The organism is Marinobacterium profundum (assembly GCF_001528745.1).
Classification (GTDB): domain Bacteria; phylum Pseudomonadota; class Gammaproteobacteria; order Pseudomonadales; family Balneatricaceae; genus Marinobacterium_A; species Marinobacterium_A profundum.
Genome location: NZ_BCNS01000201.1, coordinates 24,547 through 42,114, shown reverse-complemented (window position 1 = coordinate 42,114; position 17,568 = coordinate 24,547). Strand labels below are relative to the sequence as shown.

At 56.5% G+C, this 17,568-nt stretch carries 20 protein-coding genes and 1 other RNA gene; 8 read left to right on the top strand and 13 right to left on the bottom strand.

From position 1 onward, the window contains the following. Nucleotides 1-965 (bottom strand): IS630 family transposase (locus tag MPRO_RS22165; RefSeq protein WP_082709067.1); only part of this gene is annotated, 965 nt, incomplete at its 3' end. 196 nt (nt 966-1,161) lie between these two features. Continuing rightward, the gene (locus MPRO_RS22160; RefSeq protein ID WP_067298371.1) at nt 1,162-1,707 is read right to left on the bottom strand and encodes a sugar O-acetyltransferase; all 546 of its coding nucleotides are present in this window, start codon (nt 1,705-1,707) and stop codon (nt 1,162-1,164) included. A gap of 322 nt (nt 1,708-2,029) precedes the next feature. Between MPRO_RS22160 and MPRO_RS22155 the strand changes: the two genes are divergently transcribed. Together MPRO_RS22155 and MPRO_RS22150 are read left to right on the top strand one after the other, a co-directional pair. Further along, nucleotides 2,030-2,935: a dienelactone hydrolase family protein gene (locus MPRO_RS22155; RefSeq protein ID WP_067298370.1), complete on the top strand. Its 906-nt coding sequence runs from the start codon at nt 2,030-2,032 to the stop codon at nt 2,933-2,935. A 225-nt stretch (nt 2,936-3,160) separates the two neighbouring features. Further along, on the top strand, nt 3,161-4,303 hold the full coding sequence (locus MPRO_RS22150; protein WP_067298369.1) for a sterol desaturase family protein: 1,143 nt from the start codon (nt 3,161-3,163) through the stop codon (nt 4,301-4,303). Nucleotides 4,304-4,393: 90 nt separating this feature from the next. Here MPRO_RS22150 and MPRO_RS22145 read toward each other — a convergent pair whose 3' ends face one another. The 4 genes from MPRO_RS22145 to MPRO_RS22130 all read right to left on the bottom strand — a co-directional run bounded on the left by MPRO_RS22145 (nt 4,394) and on the right by MPRO_RS22130 (nt 8,272). Next, on the bottom strand, nt 4,394-4,867 hold the full coding sequence (locus MPRO_RS22145) for a group I truncated hemoglobin (RefSeq protein ID WP_067298368.1): 474 nt from the start codon (nt 4,865-4,867) through the stop codon (nt 4,394-4,396). A 579-nt stretch (nt 4,868-5,446) separates the two neighbouring features. Beyond that, on the bottom strand, nt 5,447-6,751 hold the full coding sequence (locus tag MPRO_RS22140; RefSeq protein WP_067298367.1) for a TRAP transporter large permease: 1,305 nt from the start codon (nt 6,749-6,751) through the stop codon (nt 5,447-5,449). Continuing rightward, a complete protein-coding gene (locus MPRO_RS22135) occupies nt 6,741-7,244 on the bottom strand; it encodes a TRAP transporter small permease (RefSeq protein ID WP_067298366.1) in 504 nt (167 codons plus the stop codon). Before MPRO_RS22135 ends, MPRO_RS22140 begins: the two co-directional genes overlap by 11 nt. Nucleotides 7,245-7,303: 59 nt before the next feature. After that, the gene (locus MPRO_RS22130; protein WP_245635181.1) at nt 7,304-8,272 is read right to left on the bottom strand and encodes a DctP family TRAP transporter solute-binding subunit; all 969 of its coding nucleotides are present in this window, start codon (nt 8,270-8,272) and stop codon (nt 7,304-7,306) included. Between the two features lie 365 nt (nt 8,273-8,637). Here MPRO_RS22130 and MPRO_RS22125 point away from each other — a divergent pair, with 365 nt between their 5' ends. Then, entirely contained in the window at nt 8,638-8,973 is a 336-nt protein-coding gene (locus tag MPRO_RS22125) for a putative quinol monooxygenase (protein ID WP_067298364.1), read from the top strand. A 386-nt stretch (nt 8,974-9,359) separates the two neighbouring features. Continuing rightward, on the top strand, nt 9,360-10,400 hold the full coding sequence (locus MPRO_RS22120; protein ID WP_067298363.1) for a sensor domain-containing diguanylate cyclase: 1,041 nt from the start codon (nt 9,360-9,362) through the stop codon (nt 10,398-10,400). A gap of 445 nt (nt 10,401-10,845) precedes the next feature. Here MPRO_RS22120 and ffs read toward each other — a convergent pair. Further along, an RNA gene (gene ffs / locus MPRO_RS22110) (signal recognition particle sRNA small type) lies at nt 10,846-10,942 on the bottom strand. 110 nt (nt 10,943-11,052) lie between these two features. Beyond that, nucleotides 11,053-11,670: a LysE family translocator gene (locus tag MPRO_RS22105; protein ID WP_067298361.1), complete on the bottom strand. Its 618-nt coding sequence runs from the start codon at nt 11,668-11,670 to the stop codon at nt 11,053-11,055. A 211-nt stretch (nt 11,671-11,881) separates the two neighbouring features. Between MPRO_RS22105 and MPRO_RS22100 the strand changes: the two genes are divergently transcribed. Both MPRO_RS22100 and MPRO_RS22095 read left to right on the top strand, forming a co-directional pair. Next, nucleotides 11,882-12,454 (top strand): cytochrome b, encoded by a 573-nt coding sequence (locus MPRO_RS22100; RefSeq protein ID WP_067298360.1) that lies wholly within the window; start codon nt 11,882-11,884, stop codon nt 12,452-12,454. Further along, the gene (locus MPRO_RS22095) at nt 12,451-13,026 is read left to right on the top strand and encodes a YceI family protein (protein WP_067298359.1); all 576 of its coding nucleotides are present in this window, start codon (nt 12,451-12,453) and stop codon (nt 13,024-13,026) included. Before MPRO_RS22100 ends, MPRO_RS22095 begins: the two co-directional genes overlap by 4 nt. 82 nt (nt 13,027-13,108) lie before the next feature. Here MPRO_RS22095 and MPRO_RS22090 read toward each other — a convergent pair whose 3' ends face one another. Beyond that, nucleotides 13,109-13,675, bottom strand: a complete 567-nt coding sequence (locus MPRO_RS22090; RefSeq protein ID WP_067298358.1) for an LOG family protein — start codon at nt 13,673-13,675, stop codon at nt 13,109-13,111. A 53-nt stretch (nt 13,676-13,728) separates the two neighbouring features. Continuing rightward, a complete protein-coding gene (locus tag MPRO_RS22085) occupies nt 13,729-14,376 on the bottom strand; it encodes a LysE family translocator (RefSeq protein WP_082709070.1) in 648 nt (215 codons plus the stop codon). 185 nt (nt 14,377-14,561) lie between these two features. Here MPRO_RS22085 and MPRO_RS22080 point away from each other — a divergent pair, with 185 nt between their 5' ends. Next, nucleotides 14,562-15,107, top strand: a complete 546-nt coding sequence (locus tag MPRO_RS22080) for a DUF2058 domain-containing protein (RefSeq protein ID WP_067298356.1) — start codon at nt 14,562-14,564, stop codon at nt 15,105-15,107. A gap of 12 nt (nt 15,108-15,119) precedes the next feature. Here the strand turns inward: MPRO_RS22080 and MPRO_RS22075 are convergent, their stop codons facing one another. From MPRO_RS22075 to MPRO_RS22070, 3 genes are all read right to left on the bottom strand, one after another. After that, nucleotides 15,120-15,698 (bottom strand): Crp/Fnr family transcriptional regulator, encoded by a 579-nt coding sequence (locus MPRO_RS22075; RefSeq protein ID WP_158651919.1) that lies wholly within the window; start codon nt 15,696-15,698, stop codon nt 15,120-15,122. A 240-nt stretch (nt 15,699-15,938) separates the two neighbouring features. Next, nucleotides 15,939-16,073, bottom strand: a complete 135-nt coding sequence (locus MPRO_RS26530; protein WP_281177206.1) for a hypothetical protein — start codon at nt 16,071-16,073, stop codon at nt 15,939-15,941. A gap of 170 nt (nt 16,074-16,243) precedes the next feature. Next, nucleotides 16,244-16,717 (bottom strand): peroxiredoxin, encoded by a 474-nt coding sequence (locus MPRO_RS22070; protein ID WP_067298354.1) that lies wholly within the window; start codon nt 16,715-16,717, stop codon nt 16,244-16,246. Nucleotides 16,718-16,935: 218 nt separating this feature from the next. On the opposite strand from MPRO_RS22070, the gene MPRO_RS22065 reads away from it, so the two are divergent. Next, complete coding sequence (locus MPRO_RS22065; RefSeq protein WP_067298353.1) at nt 16,936-17,553, top strand: CBS domain-containing protein; 618 nt, start codon at nt 16,936-16,938, stop codon at nt 17,551-17,553. Nucleotides 17,554-17,568: the final 15 nt, after the last annotated feature.

The following is a 17,568-nucleotide window of genomic DNA, read 5'->3' as shown; positions in this document are numbered from 1 at the left end:
GGCATGCATGCTCGAGTGCGTTTCTTCAGGTCTTCAATCGAGCGGACCGCCGGACCACTGTGCACCATGTTTTTCAGGTCGCAGTTCAAGTATTCATCCGGGTTCAGTTCAGGTGAGTACGCTGGCAAAAAGAACACTTCCAGGTAGCGCTTCACGGGCTTCTTTGCGAGCCAGCGCTTCACGATCTTGGCATGATGGACTCGCAGGTTATCCAGAATCAGAAACACTTTGCCGGGCGTCGACTCGATCAGAGCCCGAAGAAATTTGATGAGAACCCTGGCGTTCATCGTCGATTCGTACAGCATGAAACGCACTGTCCCTTGGTTGGTGATCGCCGAGATCATATTTAGCGATACTCGCTTGGCCGGCAGTGGCTGCACGGGCGTTTTGCCGATCGGAGCATAACTACGACCATGCTGGGTTGTATTCTTGATCCCGGTTTCATCACCCCAGAAAATCTGCGCATTCTCGGCTTTGGCACGCGCCTTGATTTGCGGATACTCTTCTTTCAGCCAAGCATCGACACGGGTCGGGTTCTGTTCCCAGGCTTTTTTCAGCGGCTTCTGCGGCGAGAAGCCCCAGCGCTTGAGGTAGTCGCCCAGAGTGCGAACCGGAATGTTGATACCCCAGAATTGCTTGATCAACTCGGCGATAGCACGCCGCGTCCAGAGAGCAAACCCCAGTTTGTACTGATCCGGCATCTGGTCCTGAATCGCCTCAATGACACGTTGCTCCTGCGCCTCGGTCAGACGACGCGGCTTGTTCTTGGGGCCCCGTTTTTGTACTGCCAAGGCCGCCTTGCCGCCGGCTTCATAACGCTGGTACCAGCGTCCAACAGTATCGGGGTGAACATTGAGCAGCTGCCCGATCTCACGGAAAGTTTTGCCTTCCAAACGGAGCCGAATGGCTTGCTGTCTGAGAAGTTCTTGTTGCTCTGTGCTGAGCTTGCGTGCGTCGGTATTCATGCGCACATTATATCAGATCTAAATTGCCACCGGGTTAATACCTATGTGGTTGATACCTACAGTCGGAAAAGACTTGTCAGATGACCACTGTGGCTGGTTGTCATACTGAACATATCGAGGCAGATGCGCCGTTTCGCCCATCAGTACAACGCCAGATTCATCCGGAGACCGGACTCTCACAACACCACACAACAACCTACACCGACCTGATAACCCGACAGGGATTTCCCGCCGCCACAACATTATCCGGCAGATCACGGGTGACAACGCTGCCTGCACCCACAACGCAATTATTGCCAATAGTGATGCCCGGCAGCACCACAACGTTACCGCCGAGCCAGCTATTGTCACCAATTTTGATGGGCGCACCGTACTCATTACTCATTCGCTCGACCGGATCAACAGGATGCGTGGCACCAGACAGCAAAACGTTAGGCCCGAACATGACCTTACTGCCAATATCCACCCGGCAAACATCCAGAATCGTCAGATTATGGTTTGAATAGAAGCCATCGCCAATATAGATGTTGAAACCGTAATCACAAAAGAAGTTTGGCTCTATATGCGCTGCGCCTTTAAGTCGCAACAGCCCGGCCAGAAGCATCATCCGATCCTCAAGATCGGCAGGATCCGCCATATTGAATCGGTGACACACTGATTTTGCGCCCAGCCGATAACCCACCAACACAGGGTCCCTGGGATCAAAGGGCAAACCCGCCAGCATTTTTTCCTTTTCGTTCATAGTCGTTTCCCTTCCTGATTGGCCCTGTGACCAAAAGTTATTACGCAGAACGCCGTATCAGGTCAACACCGTCCTGCACTTCTGCAGCCAACTATAGCCGCGCTACCAACCCTGTGTTTAGAGCAACCACAGGAACCCCTGTCTTTTGTATCGGCAGTTGGCCGCCAACAAGCCAAATAGCGACGCCAGAACCCAGGGTATCTTTCATGACAAACATCTCAACTGTAAAGGAATGTAAAGCTGTGCAACTTATCGCGAGCTTTTCACCACATTCTGCTAGCCTGATTACGCTACCCCTTACAAACGATTGAGGCGCAACTGAATGCAAGCTAACAAGGAAAATGGCGAGCCACAGCAGATTCCGCAGGAAGCCTTCGACTGGTACGACGAATACGCCCACGGCGATATCAGCCGGCGCGAATTTCTCACCCGCCTGTCATCGCTAACTGTGCTGGGCTTCAGCATGAGCGTGCTGTCGGCGGCACTGCTGCCCAACTATGCCCTGGCTGAGCAAGTATCTTTCAATGACGGTGACATCAAGGCCGAATACATGACCTTCCCGTCCCCCGAGGGTCATGGTGAAGGCCGGGGTTACCTGGTGATGCCCAAAGAGGTAGCGGGGCCTACCGGCATGGTACTGGTGGTGCACGAAAACCGCGGCCTGAATCCCTATGTAGAAGACGTGGCCCGGCGCGTGGCCAAGGCCGGCTTTATCGCCTTTGCCCCCGATATTCTGCACTCACTGGGCGGCTACCCCGGCAATGATGACCAGGGCCGCGAGATGCAGAGTTCGCTGGACAAGGCCAAGGTAGAAGCCGACTTCAAGGCTGCGGCCCGCTTTCTTAAAGCGCACCCCCAAAGCAACGGCAAGCTCGGCGTGGTGGGTTTCTGTTTCGGTGGCTACGTTGCCAACATGCTGGCGGCAAGCCTGCCGGATGTAGTCAATGCGTCGGCGCCCTTCTACGGCACACCGCCGGTGAAGGAACTGCGCGCCAACATCAAGGCGCCGCTGCTGATTCACCTGGCGGAGCTCGACAAGCGAGTCAATGCCACCTGGCCCGAGTATGAAGCGGACCTAAAAGCGGCAGACAAAAGCTACAACATGCATATGTACAGCGGTGTTAATCACGGCTTTCATAACGACTCCACCGAGCGCTACGACGAAGCGGCAGCAGAACTCGCTTGGAGCCGCACCATTGAGTTCTTCGGCCAGCACCTCAAGGCTTAACCCTTCAGCATCCCCGTAACACAGAGCCGGCAGACGCAACAGCGCCTGTCGGCCTCATGCGCCCCTAAGTCTTTAAACCCGCCCTCGCGCCAACCCTCGCGCCCGCCTGCAGAGTCCATTATTATCGCCAGAGTCACGGGCCGGTTTCACGACGCCAGCGGATACAAGGCGCTGCGTTGAACATCACCGTGAATCACACAGACTTTGGCATTAAATGGGCAACGGATGAAACACGACTACTCCTACAGGGAACGGCAACAGGAGCTGGATGCCGCACGCCAATTTCGCCTGGGTGATGGCAAGATCAGTGGCTACTGCTCTGTGGCACTGGGCACGCTCAGCCTGCTCGCGGTACTGGCCTATCTGTATCCTGCCTATCTGACGACCATCGAACTGCGCCAAGCCTACGACGCGGCCTTCTTGCAGCAGTTTCTCAAGTACGGCATGTATTTTTCGCTCTTCTTTGGCGTACTCAGTTTTGTTCTGAACGGCTACAAGCGCCTGGGGGCGGCGGGCATAGTGCTAACCCTGATCGCCTTTGCCCTGGGCGGCTACAGCATTCCGGTGGGCCCAGTGGAGCCGCGCCGACTGTCACTGGGGGTCGACTGGCTGATTCTCGCCTTTATGGGTTCTATCGCGGTATTCATGACGCTGGAAAAGCTTTTCCCAAAGTACCGCAACCAGGTGGTGCTGCGGCCCGAATGGGGGCTGGATCTGTTCTATTTCTGCTTCAATCACCTGGCCATCTCGGCCATTCTGATTTACGGAAACTACCACGCCAGCCACTTCGACTGGGCCCTGAGCGAAAGCGTGCAGCAGGCCATTCGCTCGGTGCCTGTATTGCTGCAGGTGCTGATCATTATTCTGTGCGCCGATTTCGTTCTCTATTGGGAGCATCGCCTCTACCACGAGGTACAACTGCTCTGGCCTATCCACGCCGTACACCATTCCATTGAACATCTAGACTGGCTCGCAGGTTCGCGCGGGCATTTTATCCAGGTCTTCTCGGAAAGGGCCATGGTGATGGTGCCGCTCTATCTGCTGGGTGCAGACCAGGCGGCGCTGGATATCTACGTCGCCATTGCGGCGCTGCAGGCTATTCTGATTCACTGCAATCTGGGCATTTCCTTCGGCCCGCTAAAGTACATTATGGTCACGCCGCAGTTTCACCACTGGCACCACAGCTCGGAAAAACCCGCCATCGACACCAACTACTCGGCCCATACGGTGCTGTTCGATCGCCTCTTCGGCACCTACCATATGCCCGCAAAGCACTGGCCAGCGGACTACGGCACCACGGTGCGCCTGCCCAGAAGTTTTATGGGTCAGCTACTCTATCCGCTGACCCGGCACCTGAAGAAGAAATAACGCAGGCATTATGGCGGCGAAATACTGACTGAACCTGGCAACGCCTGGCATTGACCGCTGCGAAGCTGCGCCAGGCGTAACCAGCTTCGGTCAGGGAGCCGTGACGATATCCGCCCGGGTGGAGCCGACAATATCCAGCAGCTCAGCGGTTTCGGTCTCGGGTACCTGATGTTTTGCCAGCACGTCCTTGAACAGGCTCACCATTTGATCCCACTCTGCAGCACTGATGTTCAGATGTACGTGGGACACCTTCATGTCCCGACCGGTATAGCGACAAGGTCCACCGGTCACCTCGCAGACCATCGCTGTTACCTGGTACTTAAGATAGGGTGACGGCACCCGCGAACGACTCGCAGCCACCGCCTCGTTCGCATTGATCACGCTGTCCGCAACCACTACATCGACAAAATCACTTACCACCACGGAAATGGGTGCAAGGCCGCCCAAGCGATCAAACAGGGATGCTGCCTGCGCATTGGTCTGCGCCAGGGCCCCCGGAGTGCCTGACAGCAAAAAGGCGGATAGACAGAACGGCTTCAGGTATTTCAGCTCGAAATTGAACATACAAACCTCCGTCTGGTTGTCAAAACAGGGGGAGCGCACCCGCTGTTGCTAACGGCACGCCCGCCATGACACTGTGGCCATGAGCACTTTAAAGTGTAGTGATTATCCTGACGACAGCCATGGGCAGAACGCCGGTATCCGTAGCCGATTGCTACGAGGGCAAGTCCGTTATGAGGCAACCTTGGAAGTGATAAATCGGCAAATGGCCAACTTAAACAGCGTTAGAGCATTCTCACGAAACATCAGAGCGGCTCTTGTTCCCCCTCAGCAGCCGAAGAGCACCGGGATTATGTTCCGATCAGACCCGACGGGGCGAGACAGGGACTGTCGAGCCGCCGTCATGGATGTCCCGCCTTTCAGCTTGAAGGCAGGGCGTCCGGACGCATGATTCTGGCGCGCAGTGCAGCCGAAGGCCGGCTTATGGGGGGCTTTGGTTACTTTATTTCTTTGCACAAGCAAAGAAAGTAACGCGCCATCAAACCACTCGGATACCCCATCCTGCACAGGCTCCAACACAGTCACCTCAATCTCACCTCAACCATCGTAATGGGTCGATGTAAGATAAAAATGCTCACCTTGCTACCAGTCGCCCACCACGTAACCGAGCTTGTCCGGCAGCCAGAGGGCTATTCCGGGGATCAGCATCACCAGCAACAGACTGACCGACATGGCGGCGATAAATACCAGCGCCCAGCCCAGGGTCTGCTCCAGCCGTATATTGGCGATACGCGTGGTCACCATCAGGTTGACCGCCACCGGCGGCGTAAACTGCCCGATAGCGATATTCATCGCCAGCAGAATACCGAACCACACCGGGTTCCACTGAAAATGCTGCATCAGCGGCAACAGAATGGGAATCAGAATCAGATAGATCGAAATCGCATCCAGCAGCATGCCGGCGATCAGCACCAGCACCATTACCAGCCCCAGCAACACCCAACCATTGTCCGACAGCGACAGCAGTGCGTCGGCCAAGTGACGGAAGGTACCCAGCGTGGTGCCGGCCCAGGCAAAGATGCCCGCCAGGGCGATGATCAGCATAACGATGCCGGAGGTCACAGCCGCATCATTCAGCAGACTGGCGATATCGCGCCAGCCAAGCTTGCGGTACACCACCACACCCACGATCACGCCATAGGTAACGGCCACGACTGCCGCTTCCGTGGGCGTAAAGAGCCCAGAACGCAATCCGCCAAGAATCAGCACAGGTGCAAACAATGCAGGTATTGCCTCGCGAAAACTCTGCAGCAGCGGCGGCCGCTCGGACGCATCCGGCGATTCCCAGCCGTAATGCCGCGACAGCAGCCAGGCTGGCACCAACAGTGACATCCCGGCCAGGATGCCAGGAAAGAGACCGGCGGCAAAAAGCGCCCGCAGATCGACACCCGGCACCACTATGGAATACAGAATCAGCGCGATGGACGGCGGTATCAGTATTGCGGTCGAGGATGAGGCCGCAATCAGGGCGGCGGAAAATGGCTGCGGATAGCCCGCCTTGCGCATGCTTGGCAACATAACCATCGCCACGGCGGCGGCATCCGCCGGGCCCGAACCACTCATGCCACCCATGATCAGGCATACCAGGATGGCAACCACGGCCAGGCCACCATGTCGGGGCCCGATCAGCGCCTGGGCAAAGCGCACCAGGCTTGCGGCCACACCTGCGCGCTCAAAGATAAGACCGGTGAGGATAAACAGTGGTATGGCGATCAGCGGATACTTCGCCACACTGTTGTAGGTATTGGTGCCCAGGGTCGCCAGCATATCGGGGGACAGGCCACTCAGAATACCAACCACACCGCCCAGCCCCAGGGAAAAGGCCACGGGCACACCCAGCAACAGCGCCAGCAGAAAACTGCCAATCATCAGCAAATCAGGACTCATAGTGCTCTTCCTCAGCCTGTGCGTTGTCGCGCCCGCGCAGCCGGTCGATCAAATTCTGGGTAAGTCGGATCATCATGGCGCCGCAGAGCACTGGCAGCCAGATCACGTAAATCCAGTTGGGCAGCCCCAGGCCCGGAGACAGCGACTCCCACTCATACTCTTCAAACGCGAAGATGGCGCCATACCAAACGGCAATAGCCAGCACCAGCAGGCTCGCGGCCCACTGCAGCACATAGAGCAGCGGCAGCCAGCTCGCCGGCAAACGGTGTTCGATCAACTCTATACGGATATGCTGGTTGGAACGGGCCGCCACGGCGGCACCGGCGAAGGTCATCACCACCAGCAGAAACACCGAGTATTCCTCGGTGAAGGCAAAAGATGCGTCAGTGGCATACCTGACGACCACATTGCCCAGACTGATCAGGCAGATGGCAGCCAGCGCCAGCGAAGCCAGCCAGGCTTCGGGGCCGGCTTTCGGCGATCTGGGGGACATGTTGACTCCGAATTAAAGGCGCGCCCACAGCACTGGCTGCGGGCGCGGAATTGCGCGATTTACTGCGAGCGGTTAGCGACGGCGTCCTGCGCCTGCTTCACAAGATCCGCCCCGATGCGCGGCGTCCAGGTGTCGTACACCGACTTGGTCGCCTGTACGAAAGCCGCCTGCTGTTCCGGCGTCAGGTCGGTGACGTTGACGCCACGTTCCTTGATCATGGCCAGGGTGTCAGCCAGCTCAGCACGGGACTTCTTGATTTCCCACTGCCCAGCATCAATGGCCGCCTGCTTGAGCAGCGCCTGATCTTCAGCCGAGAAGGTTTTCCACACACGGTTGCTGACAGCAAATACCAGCGGGTCGGCCATGTAGTGCCACTGGGTCAGGTAGATCTGACCGACCTGATCAATACGGGCGACATCGAACACAGACAAGGGATTTTCCTGGCCATCGACGGCGCCTGTGGTCAGTGCAGGCTTGGCATCAGCCCAGCTCATCTGAGTCGGGTTGGCACCCAGGGCGCTGAAGGTATCCTGGAACAGCGGCGAGCCGACAACACGGATCTTGAGCCCCTTCAGATCATCAGGCGTCACTATGGCATGCTTGGAGTTGGACAGTTCACGAAAGCCGTTCTCACCCCAGGCCAGCGGCGTCACGCCACGTTTCTCAATCGCCTCGAATACAGCCTTGCCAGCATCGCCCTGCGTAATCGCATCAATGGCCTGTTCGTCTGGCATCAGAAACGGCAGAGAAAACAGGTTCAGTTCCGGCACCTGCGGCGACCAGTTGATGGTGGAACCCACCGACATATCGATCAGCCCCGAACGCATGGCGGAAAATTCCTTGGTCTGATCGCCTGAGACCAGCTGGGAGTTGCTGTAGATTTTCATATTGATACGGCCTTCGGAGCGCTCCGTCACCAGCTCGACCCACTTCTCAGCGGCCTGGCCCCAGGGGAATGCCGCCGGCAGAACCGTGGATACCGTATATTCAGGCTTATAGTCAGCGCTGGCGAAAGGCCCCAACAACATCCCCAAAGTCGCTGCTGCGATCAATGTCCGTCGTTTCAACATATTCTCTAATCCTTATATGAATAACATCTGCTGGAACAATGCCGGCACCACCAAGACTATGTTAGCGCTGACAAAAAGCGTCTGATTATACGCTGCCACGACAACACAAGTGAAACCCCCTATTACCTTTATAAGCATCCCGCTGCTGACCGACATACAAAACCTGATCTGTAATCACAACCAAAGGCCACAACAAAGCACCATGACGAGCATGCACTGAAATAACCTGCCCGCATAACAGACCTGGCGCCAGGCAGAAAGACATAGAGGATTCGGCTACGTATACTCGGCATTTTATTAAACATGCTAACCGGAACTTGCCAATGTCATCCCTCGTTTACTGCACCGCCCAGTTCAAGCCCCGCCCGGGCAGAGACGCCGAGCTTTTTGCCAAATTGCAGTCCCTTGAACCCAATACGCTGCGTGAAGATGGTTGTGTGCAATACCGCGTCACCCGCCAGGTCAGCAGCCCCTTCGCCGATGGCGAAAGCTACCCCATAGTTTTTCATGAAATATGGCAGGACATGAATGCCTTCGAGCAACACTGCCAGCGCCGCGAGATCACTGAGTTTTTCAGTCGTTACTGCGAAGCGCCCGATGGCCTGGCGCAGGCCTGGAATGTTTGCGTCTACTCAGACGCAGCGGACGAGCCTGCCTGATTAAGGCTTAGCGGGCCTGGGCAGGATCATGGAAGGCATGCAGCTGACATTAAAAACATGTCTAAAACATGCCTGATATTAAGTATATGCACCAATCACCAGCGTACGCGCAACAGGGTTTCTCACGCTGTAAAACAAATGGGTTTTGCAGCCAAAGTACTGTTAGGATAAGGGTTCAACGCGCATAAGGCCGGTTATTTGCTGGCCTGGTACAGCTCCATGATTCAGCATGCCTGTATGGGATCCGGTAACCATGACACTTCACCCCTGCCAACCTGAACCTGCATATCACTGCGACCTCATTGTTCCCAGATTATTCGACCTGTCCGGCTTTAGCGCGCCCCGGGGTTACAGCTGTTTTTCCTCGCAACATGGGCCCCTGACTGATGCATAAAACCTACCAGCACAGCTCTCTGGCCGAGGCCGATACGACCCTTAATCAAATCCTGGATATCATTGTTGAAGGCACCTGGGACTGGCACGCCGACACAGGCCATGTCGCACGCAACCCCGGCTGGTATCGCATGCTAGGCTATGAAACAGGCAGCTTGCAACATGATGTCTTTAGTTGGGAAAACATTATTCATCCGGACGATTATTCCCGTGTGATTGATAATATCGATAGCTTTATCAAAGGCGCACGCGAAGACTCCTGCATTGAATATCGCTGCAAGAAAGCCGACAACAGTTATCTCTGGGTACGGGATCGAGCTCGCATTCTCAGCCGTCACCCCGATGGCAGCGCCTCCCGTATTATCGGTGCCGCCGAGGACATTCATCAGTACAAAGCTCTTCAATTTGAGCTAATCGAACAGAACAAATACCTGCGTGATGGCAGTATTACACTGGAAAACACCCTGCAGCAGAAAGCCTGCGAACTGGAAGAAAAAAACCGGGAATTAAAGGCAAAAATACGCGAAGTAGAATACGTCTCGAATACCGACCAGCTGACCGAAATCGCTAACCGCAAGCGCTTCGAGGAAGAAATCCAGCAGGAAATTAGCCGCGCCAAACGCTACAAGCACCCCCTTTCACTGGCCATTTTTGACCTCGATCTATTCAAGGATATCAACGACACCCACGGTCATGGTATCGGCGATCAGGTACTGAAAAACACCGCCGATCTGGTGCGCAGCAATATCCGCAGTGTCGATTGTTTTGCCCGCTGGGGCGGTGAAGAGTTCACCCTTATTTTCCCCAATATGGCGCTGGAAAATGCCCTGCAGGCCTGTGAAAAACTGCGCAAACTGATTCAGCAGCACGAGATAGAGCCCGGCCTGAGTTTCACCGCCAGCTTCGGCGTCAGCCTGTTCCAGGCCGACGACAGCTTCGAAGACCTGCTGCGCCGTGCCGATGACGCGCTCTACCGCGCCAAGGACAAGGGCCGCAACCGTGTGGAAAGCCAGAGAGGCCTGCCCACTTCCTAAAGTGCTTTTTCACCAGCAACTTCAAGGCGCAGGGCTTCAAGTGACTGCTGCAGGATGGCCAAAAGTCAGGGCAGCCCTTCGCACGTACAGCAGGCACGGAGCCGCCTTGCACCTGACGTACTTCAGCAGCAGTATCAGAGTGCTTCCGCACAGTACGGATATCTCAACCGATTTCAGCTCTTCAGCGTGGGCAAACAAAAACTGTGCCTGCTCAGGAGCAACGCACTTCCTACGATGGTCTTAGACCTGTATCTGGTCTGTAATGAATGACGGATATAGGTCTGGGGCACACGAATACTGAAGTAAAAAACGGAATGTTCTGAGGGTTGGATATAAGCACAAGGACGGGGCATTGTGTCGCACCTTGTGTCGCACTTCCATGCAGCACAGGTATAACAACCAATAATTCGAGGTAAAACAAAGAGTTAAATAAAGATGGGGGCAGCTCCACCAGCCACATCCCGGCACACGAGTCGACCGCTGTGGCTGCTCCCTTCCAGGCCTGACCAGGTTCACGGTTTATCGTTGCGGGAGGACCAGCAGAGCTACCATAACATGGTCGTCTGACCAGCCTCTAAACGAGACAGGCCGGCAGTATACCAGCCTTGATGAAGAATGCAAAAGGATTGATTACAAAAGAAAAATCGTTGCGCTACGCCTGCAATTGCACCACGCGCAGCGCCAGCAAAAGCAGGATAACCCCGGTGGTTCTATCGATGGCGCGGCTGCGCTGAGCCAGCCAGGCGAGCACCCCGGTACGGGACAGAAACAGCGCCACCAGACAGTACCAGAGGCCGTCGATAACCGCCGCCGTACCAATCATCAGCGCCTGGCCCGCCAGCGACATACCGGGGGACACGAACTGGGAGAACAGCGCCAGGAAGAACATAGCCAGCTTTGGGTTGAGCACAGAGATCATAAAACCATCGATGCCGGCGCGCACAAGGCTGGCAGGCTTGCCCGCCTCGGCCTGCAGTGCCCCGCCACCGGCACTGCGCAGCGCCTTGATCCCGAGCCAGACAAGATAAGCCGCGCCCGCCAGCGTAATGACTCTATATAGCGCCGCGGACTCAAGAATCAGCACCGACAGCCCAGCGATGGTCACCAGCGCCCAGAGCGCGACGCCGAGCGCATGACAGATACCTGTCATCATGCCGTGGCGACCGCCGCCGCCCAAAGTATGCCGCAGCACGACCGCAAGGCTCGGGCCTGGGGATACGGCACCCGCCAGGCAAATCGCACAGAGTGACAACCAGCTCATCCATGTCATGGGGCAAAGCATCCTTTTTCGATGTAAATGAATGTTGGGATAAGGTTTAATTCAAATCATATATAACCCCGCCAGCACAGCCGCAACACGCTCGACTATAGAGCGTCAGCTTGAATTAGCGGGTGCGCTACGCGCTCTGGCTGCGGAACCTATACTGCACGCAGCGGACTAATCTACCCGATACGAGGGGCAGGAACACCAAAGGGCAATTATGGCAGTGAAGCTCAAACTCAGAAACGATGACACAACCTATGGCTGGCCGCTCATTAGCCTGCACTGGCTCATGGCTGTCGCGGTCTTGGGCCTCTACTTTCTCGGCCTTTATATCATCGATCTGGGTTACTACGACCCCAATTACAAGACACTGCCCCACTGGCACCGCAGTCTGGGCATGCTACTGCTGCTCGCGCTGAGTCTGCGGATACTGTGTCGCTGCGTGGATCCTGCGCCCCGCGCCCTGCCAGGCCACGGGCGTGCCATCCGCCTGCTAACTAAATGTGCCCATAGCCTGCTTTACCTATTAATGATTACGGCGTTGCTCTCCGGCTACGTTATGTCAACCGCGGGAGGCCAGGAGATCGCTGTATTCAACTGGTTCTCGGTGCCGCCGCTACCCATTGAGCTGCATCACCAGGCCGACAAGGCGGGCGTTATTCACTACTGGAGCTCAACGGCACTAATTGCGCTTTCTAGCGTGCATGCACTGGCAGCGCTGAAACATCATTTTGTCGACAAAGACTCAACCCTGACACGCATTCTTGGAATCACCCGGGAGAACCCATGAAAACTAACCTGATTAAATGCCTGACACTGGGCGGACTGTTGGCCGCAGGCCCGCTGCATGCCGCTGAATACGCCATCGACACCGAAGGCGCCCACGCATCCGTGAACTTTCGCGCCAATCACCTGGGCTTTAGCTGGGTCACAGGCCGACTGGAGAAATTCGCTGGCAGCTTTATCTACGATGCCGCAGACCCGAACAGCGCCAGCGTCGCCATCACCATCGAAGCCGCCAGTGTCAACACCAACCAGGCCGAGCGTGACAAGCACCTGCGCAGCGCCGAATTTCTGGACGCAGCCACCTACCCTGAAATCACCTTCGTGAGCACATCTTACAAGACCAACGGCGATGGTAGCGGTGTACTCAAGGGTGATCTGAGCCTGCACGGCATCACCAAGCCCGTCACCATCAATGTAACTCGTGTAGGCGAAGGCGATGACCCCTGGGGAGGCTATCGCGCAGGCTTTCAGGGCACAGCTGAGCTTAAGCTAAAAGAATTCGGTATCAACTATAACCTTGGACCCGCCGCCGAAACCGTCTACCTGGATCTGAATATTGAGGGCGTACGCCAGTAAGCATCGCTGTATTTAACATCTGACATGCATTGATCGCGCCCGGCCCTTGCTCGCCGGGCGTTTACACAGGACGAGCAAATCCTTAGCCCCACTTATCCGCCGGTGGCTGGTACGAATCAAAAGCCGCCAGCAACTGCTCGGCATCAGACTCCACCATCAGCATGTCCACATACTCGGGCCTCACAAAGCCCTCATCACTGCTCTGGCGAATAAACTCCACCAGCTTGTCGTAGTAACCGTCGATGCTCAGCAAACCAAACGGCTTGTGGTGAATACCCAGCTGCGCCCAGCACCAGATCTCAAATATTTCCTCAAAGGTGCCCACGCCGCCTGGCAACGCGATAAAGGCATCCGCCAGATCCGACATCAGCGCCTTGCGCTGGTGCATGGTTTCCACCAGCCGCAGTTCGGTCAGTTCCGGATGCGCCAACTCCCGATCAGCCAGCCCCTTGGGCAATACGCCAATAACCTTGCCGCCCTCACTCAGGGCACCGCTGGCAACCGCCCCCATAAGGCCTACTCGAGCCCCTCCGTACACCACCTCAATCCCGCGTTCCGCCAATACCTGACCCAGTTTAAAGGCTGCATCCTTGTACCGACTGCCGGGACGCCCATCCGCCGAGCCACAAAATACTGCTATTCGCATCATTCACCTCAGTAATCAGTTTTCCACGCGCGACTCACAACCCCGGCAACACGCTGTTAAATCTTTGCCAGCGCCAATCGCACGCCCAGTGCCACCATCACCAGACCCGTAACGCCATGACAGAGCCTGCGTAATATTGGCAAACGCACCCAGCCCCGCACATGGCACGTCAGCAGCGCCAGCAACGATTGCCAGCTCATGGCGATAACAAAGTGTATCGCCGCCAGCAACAAGGCCTGGGGCAGCACCGCACCGGCGGGATCAATAAACTGGGGCAAAAACGCCATATAGAAGATGATGGTTTTGGGGTTGAGCAAATTCGACAACAGGCCCTCGCGCCCACAGCGCCAGAAAGAAACCTGCTGCTGCGTTACCGCCTGCACCGAGTCTGCTGCAGCCTCTTGCCCACGGCCATGCAGCGCCTGGCGCAAACTGCCCCACCCCAGCCAGATAAGGTAGGCTGCGCCCGCCATCTTAAGCGCACCAAAAAGCACCGCAGACTGCATCAGCAATACCGAGATGCCCAGTGCGGACAGCACGGCATGTACAAAGAGCCCGCTGCAGATGCCGAAGCTGGTCACCACACCATCAGCCACACCGCCGCGCGCCGCATTGCGCACCGTAAGCAGCGTATCCAGCCCGGGGGAAACCGACAGCAGCGTCAATGCCACAATGGCAGGTAACAGCTCGACCAGATCAGACACGCGCAAGACTCCCATTCAAGGATCAAAACACAAGACAGCATGGATTTTTCAACAGACCTGATCAGAACCCAGGCTGTCGCCATAGTACACCAGCACCGAGCCTATCGGCACCGTGGTACAGCTCTTAATCGGCGCCGGGATTATGCTATAGTGCGGCTGATTTCCAGTCACGGGTAGTTACGATAATGGCGCGCACACTGCAGGATCAGCTGCTGAACATGGGCATGGCCAACAAGGGCCAGGCCAAGAAGGCCAAGGACACCAAGCGCAAGCAAACCAAGCTGCGCAAGTCCGGCATCAAGACAGAGGATCCGGACACCAATGTCCAGTCCGATATTGAACGCCAGCGCCAGGAAAAGCAGGAACGCGATCGCCTGCTGAACCAGCAGCGCGAGGAAGACAGAGCCCGCAAGGCAGGCCTGGCCGAAGCCCTGCAACTGATACAGCAGCACAGCACCAAAGCGCCCAAGGACGGCAGCATGGCGTACAACTTTGTGCATGACCGGGTCATAAAGACGCTGCATCTGGATCGCGCAACGCACAACCAGCTCAGTCGTGGCCAGCTTGCCATCGTCATCATGCAGCCGGGTTACGGCCTTATGCCCGATGATATCGCCGCCCGAGTGGAAGCAAAGGCACCGCAGCGCGTGATTCGCATCAAGCCCGAAGCCAAGCCCGATGAAGACGATCCCTACGCCGACTACCAGATACCTGACGATCTGATGTGGTAAACAACCGCCGGGCTAATGCAGCCCGGCCTGGCGGTGCACCTCAGCCCCCGCAGTGGCATCTGGGATATCCGCTACCTGGGATCTGGCGCTTGCGTCAGCTGCAACTTCAGCCGCATAGCTGTGTTCAACGACAAGATTGTCCACCGCGCGCAGACCACGTGCCATGTCCCTGGCCAGATTCATCAACAGCAATGCGAACTCCTGAGTATCGGATTCATAAAGGTCGTTAAACAGACGGGTGGATATTTTTAACACTATGACGTCTTCCACGGCCTGCGCGCGACCGATACGCCGATGCAGCGCTATCATGCCGACAAAGCCAATATTTTCGCCAAAATGATAGTTGCGGATAAAGCCGTAGTGGCCCTGATGATGCTTGTGAAAGGCCAGCTGGCCTTTGAGAATGACATAGAAGCCATCGGAGTGCTCACCGGCTTCGAACAGTATCTCACCGGGATCCAGCGCCATGACTTCGCCGCTGCGGATCAAATGCACCACTGTGGTATCAGTGAGTGCACCAAACGTCGAAATCGTCCTGAAATAGGGCAATCCGAGGTCTTCCATTAACCTCTGCCCAGACAACTTGCGCATGTTCCAGCCCATTCCGGGGCGACAAGGCCAAACCCGCTGGCCCAAACCGCTCAAGTGTAACAGCAGCCTTACAGCTGAACCTGCCCAAAGTATAGGCACGGAAATCGGGATTCTGAGCCTGTCACCAATAAAATACTTCGGACCTTCCAAAACACGCACTTTAATAGCGCACGCCAGAAGTGCGATGCAGATGGAAACCCATGCAGGGACCCTGCCTGGCCGCATGTTTGACCGCTACTCTTAGTCCCGCGGTGGCTCCTGGTTGATCAGATTGCAGACTCGCACAAAACCCCAGACCATCACCGACGCCATCGCCAGCACGCCGACGACGCTTGGCAGCAGTACTTCTACGCTATACACATCCAGACCGAACATTTGCACCACCTCTGTATTGCATTGGAATTAACACAGAGGTTATCGGTATCTGCCGACGCAGATATTGACGCAGCTCAAACTTCCCGAGGTATGACAGCCCCAGCACCCGACCAATACAGCGAGACTTGATCTACATCAATACTGGGACCAGCGGGTTACAAAACGAAAAACTACAACAGTGCCAGCAGGGTGTCGGCATCGCTAACTTCAAATTTTTTCGGCTCTTCAACGTTCAGTGCCCTGACCACACCATCCTCGATGATCATGGCATATCGACGCGACCGCAGCCCGCCAAAATCCGCCGTATCCGCACCCAGACCCAGTGCCTGAGTGAGCGCGCCACCACCATCGGCCAGCAGCGTCAGGGCTTCGGCGTTCTGACTTTGTCCCCAGGCCCGCATCACGAAAGAGTCGTTGACCGACAGGCAGGCGACCATGTCCACACCCCTGGCACGGAACTCATCAGCCTTGACCACATAGCCCGGCAAATGGGTGTTTGAGCAGGTGGGCGTAAAGGCCCCTGGTACCGCAAAGAGCACAACCTTTTTGCCGGCAAACAACTCGCTGGCCGGCAGCGTTTTCTGCTCGCCCGCCGTCAGGGCGGTAATCTTTACGGCCGGAATACTGTCACCTGTTCTGATCATTTGCATGCTCCTGTTGCCAAAGCTGGATAGACGCACGATTGCGCCTGGATCAAACTCACGCCGCAGTGTAGCCACTCACCGCCTGTACGAACACTGCGCCGCACCGAATCAGACACACCGCCCTCACCCGCCCTCCCCTTGCCAGACCCCCTACAGGCATGGTCTAGTCTTAGGGAGTTACAGGTTGCCAGCAAGGCAACATCTGTCGGAGGTGAAGCGTGTTTAAACTCTTCTCGTCGACGGGGCCTGTATTCGAAGGGAACTCGGACCAGCTCAGGCAACACCTGGGCGCGCCCCGTTCAACAGCACAACCCGGTACAACGGCGCAAAACGCACCGGCCGCAGCACGGCCGGATCCAACGCGTTTTTACCGCAACTCGGCACTCGGCACCCAGCCGCAGCAAGGCACGGAGGATCAGGCATCCAGCACTGTCGCCAGCCTGATGTCACGCAAGCCGATCAGCATTACCACCCTGCAGAATCTGGGTGATGCCTGGCAACTGATGCAACGGCACAACATCGCCCAATTAGTCGTCATGGCCCCGCCGTTGCAAATGGTGGGCATGCTGACTCGCACCGAAGTACTCAAGTGCCTGATGGTTCGCAATGGCAAGGTCAGCTTTGTCAGTGGCAGCCCCATCACCGAACTGATGCAGCAACCCATGATCGCCGTTAGTGAAACCGAAGACATTCGTCAGGCTGCGCTGCTGATGCTGGAGCGGGATATCAATGCCCTGGCGGTCGTCGACAGCAGGGACCAGCTCAGCGGCGTGATCAGCCGACGTGACATTCTGGGATTTCTCGCCCGCGCACGTCCTCTGACCTTGCGCGCCTGACTCTTGTCAGCCCAA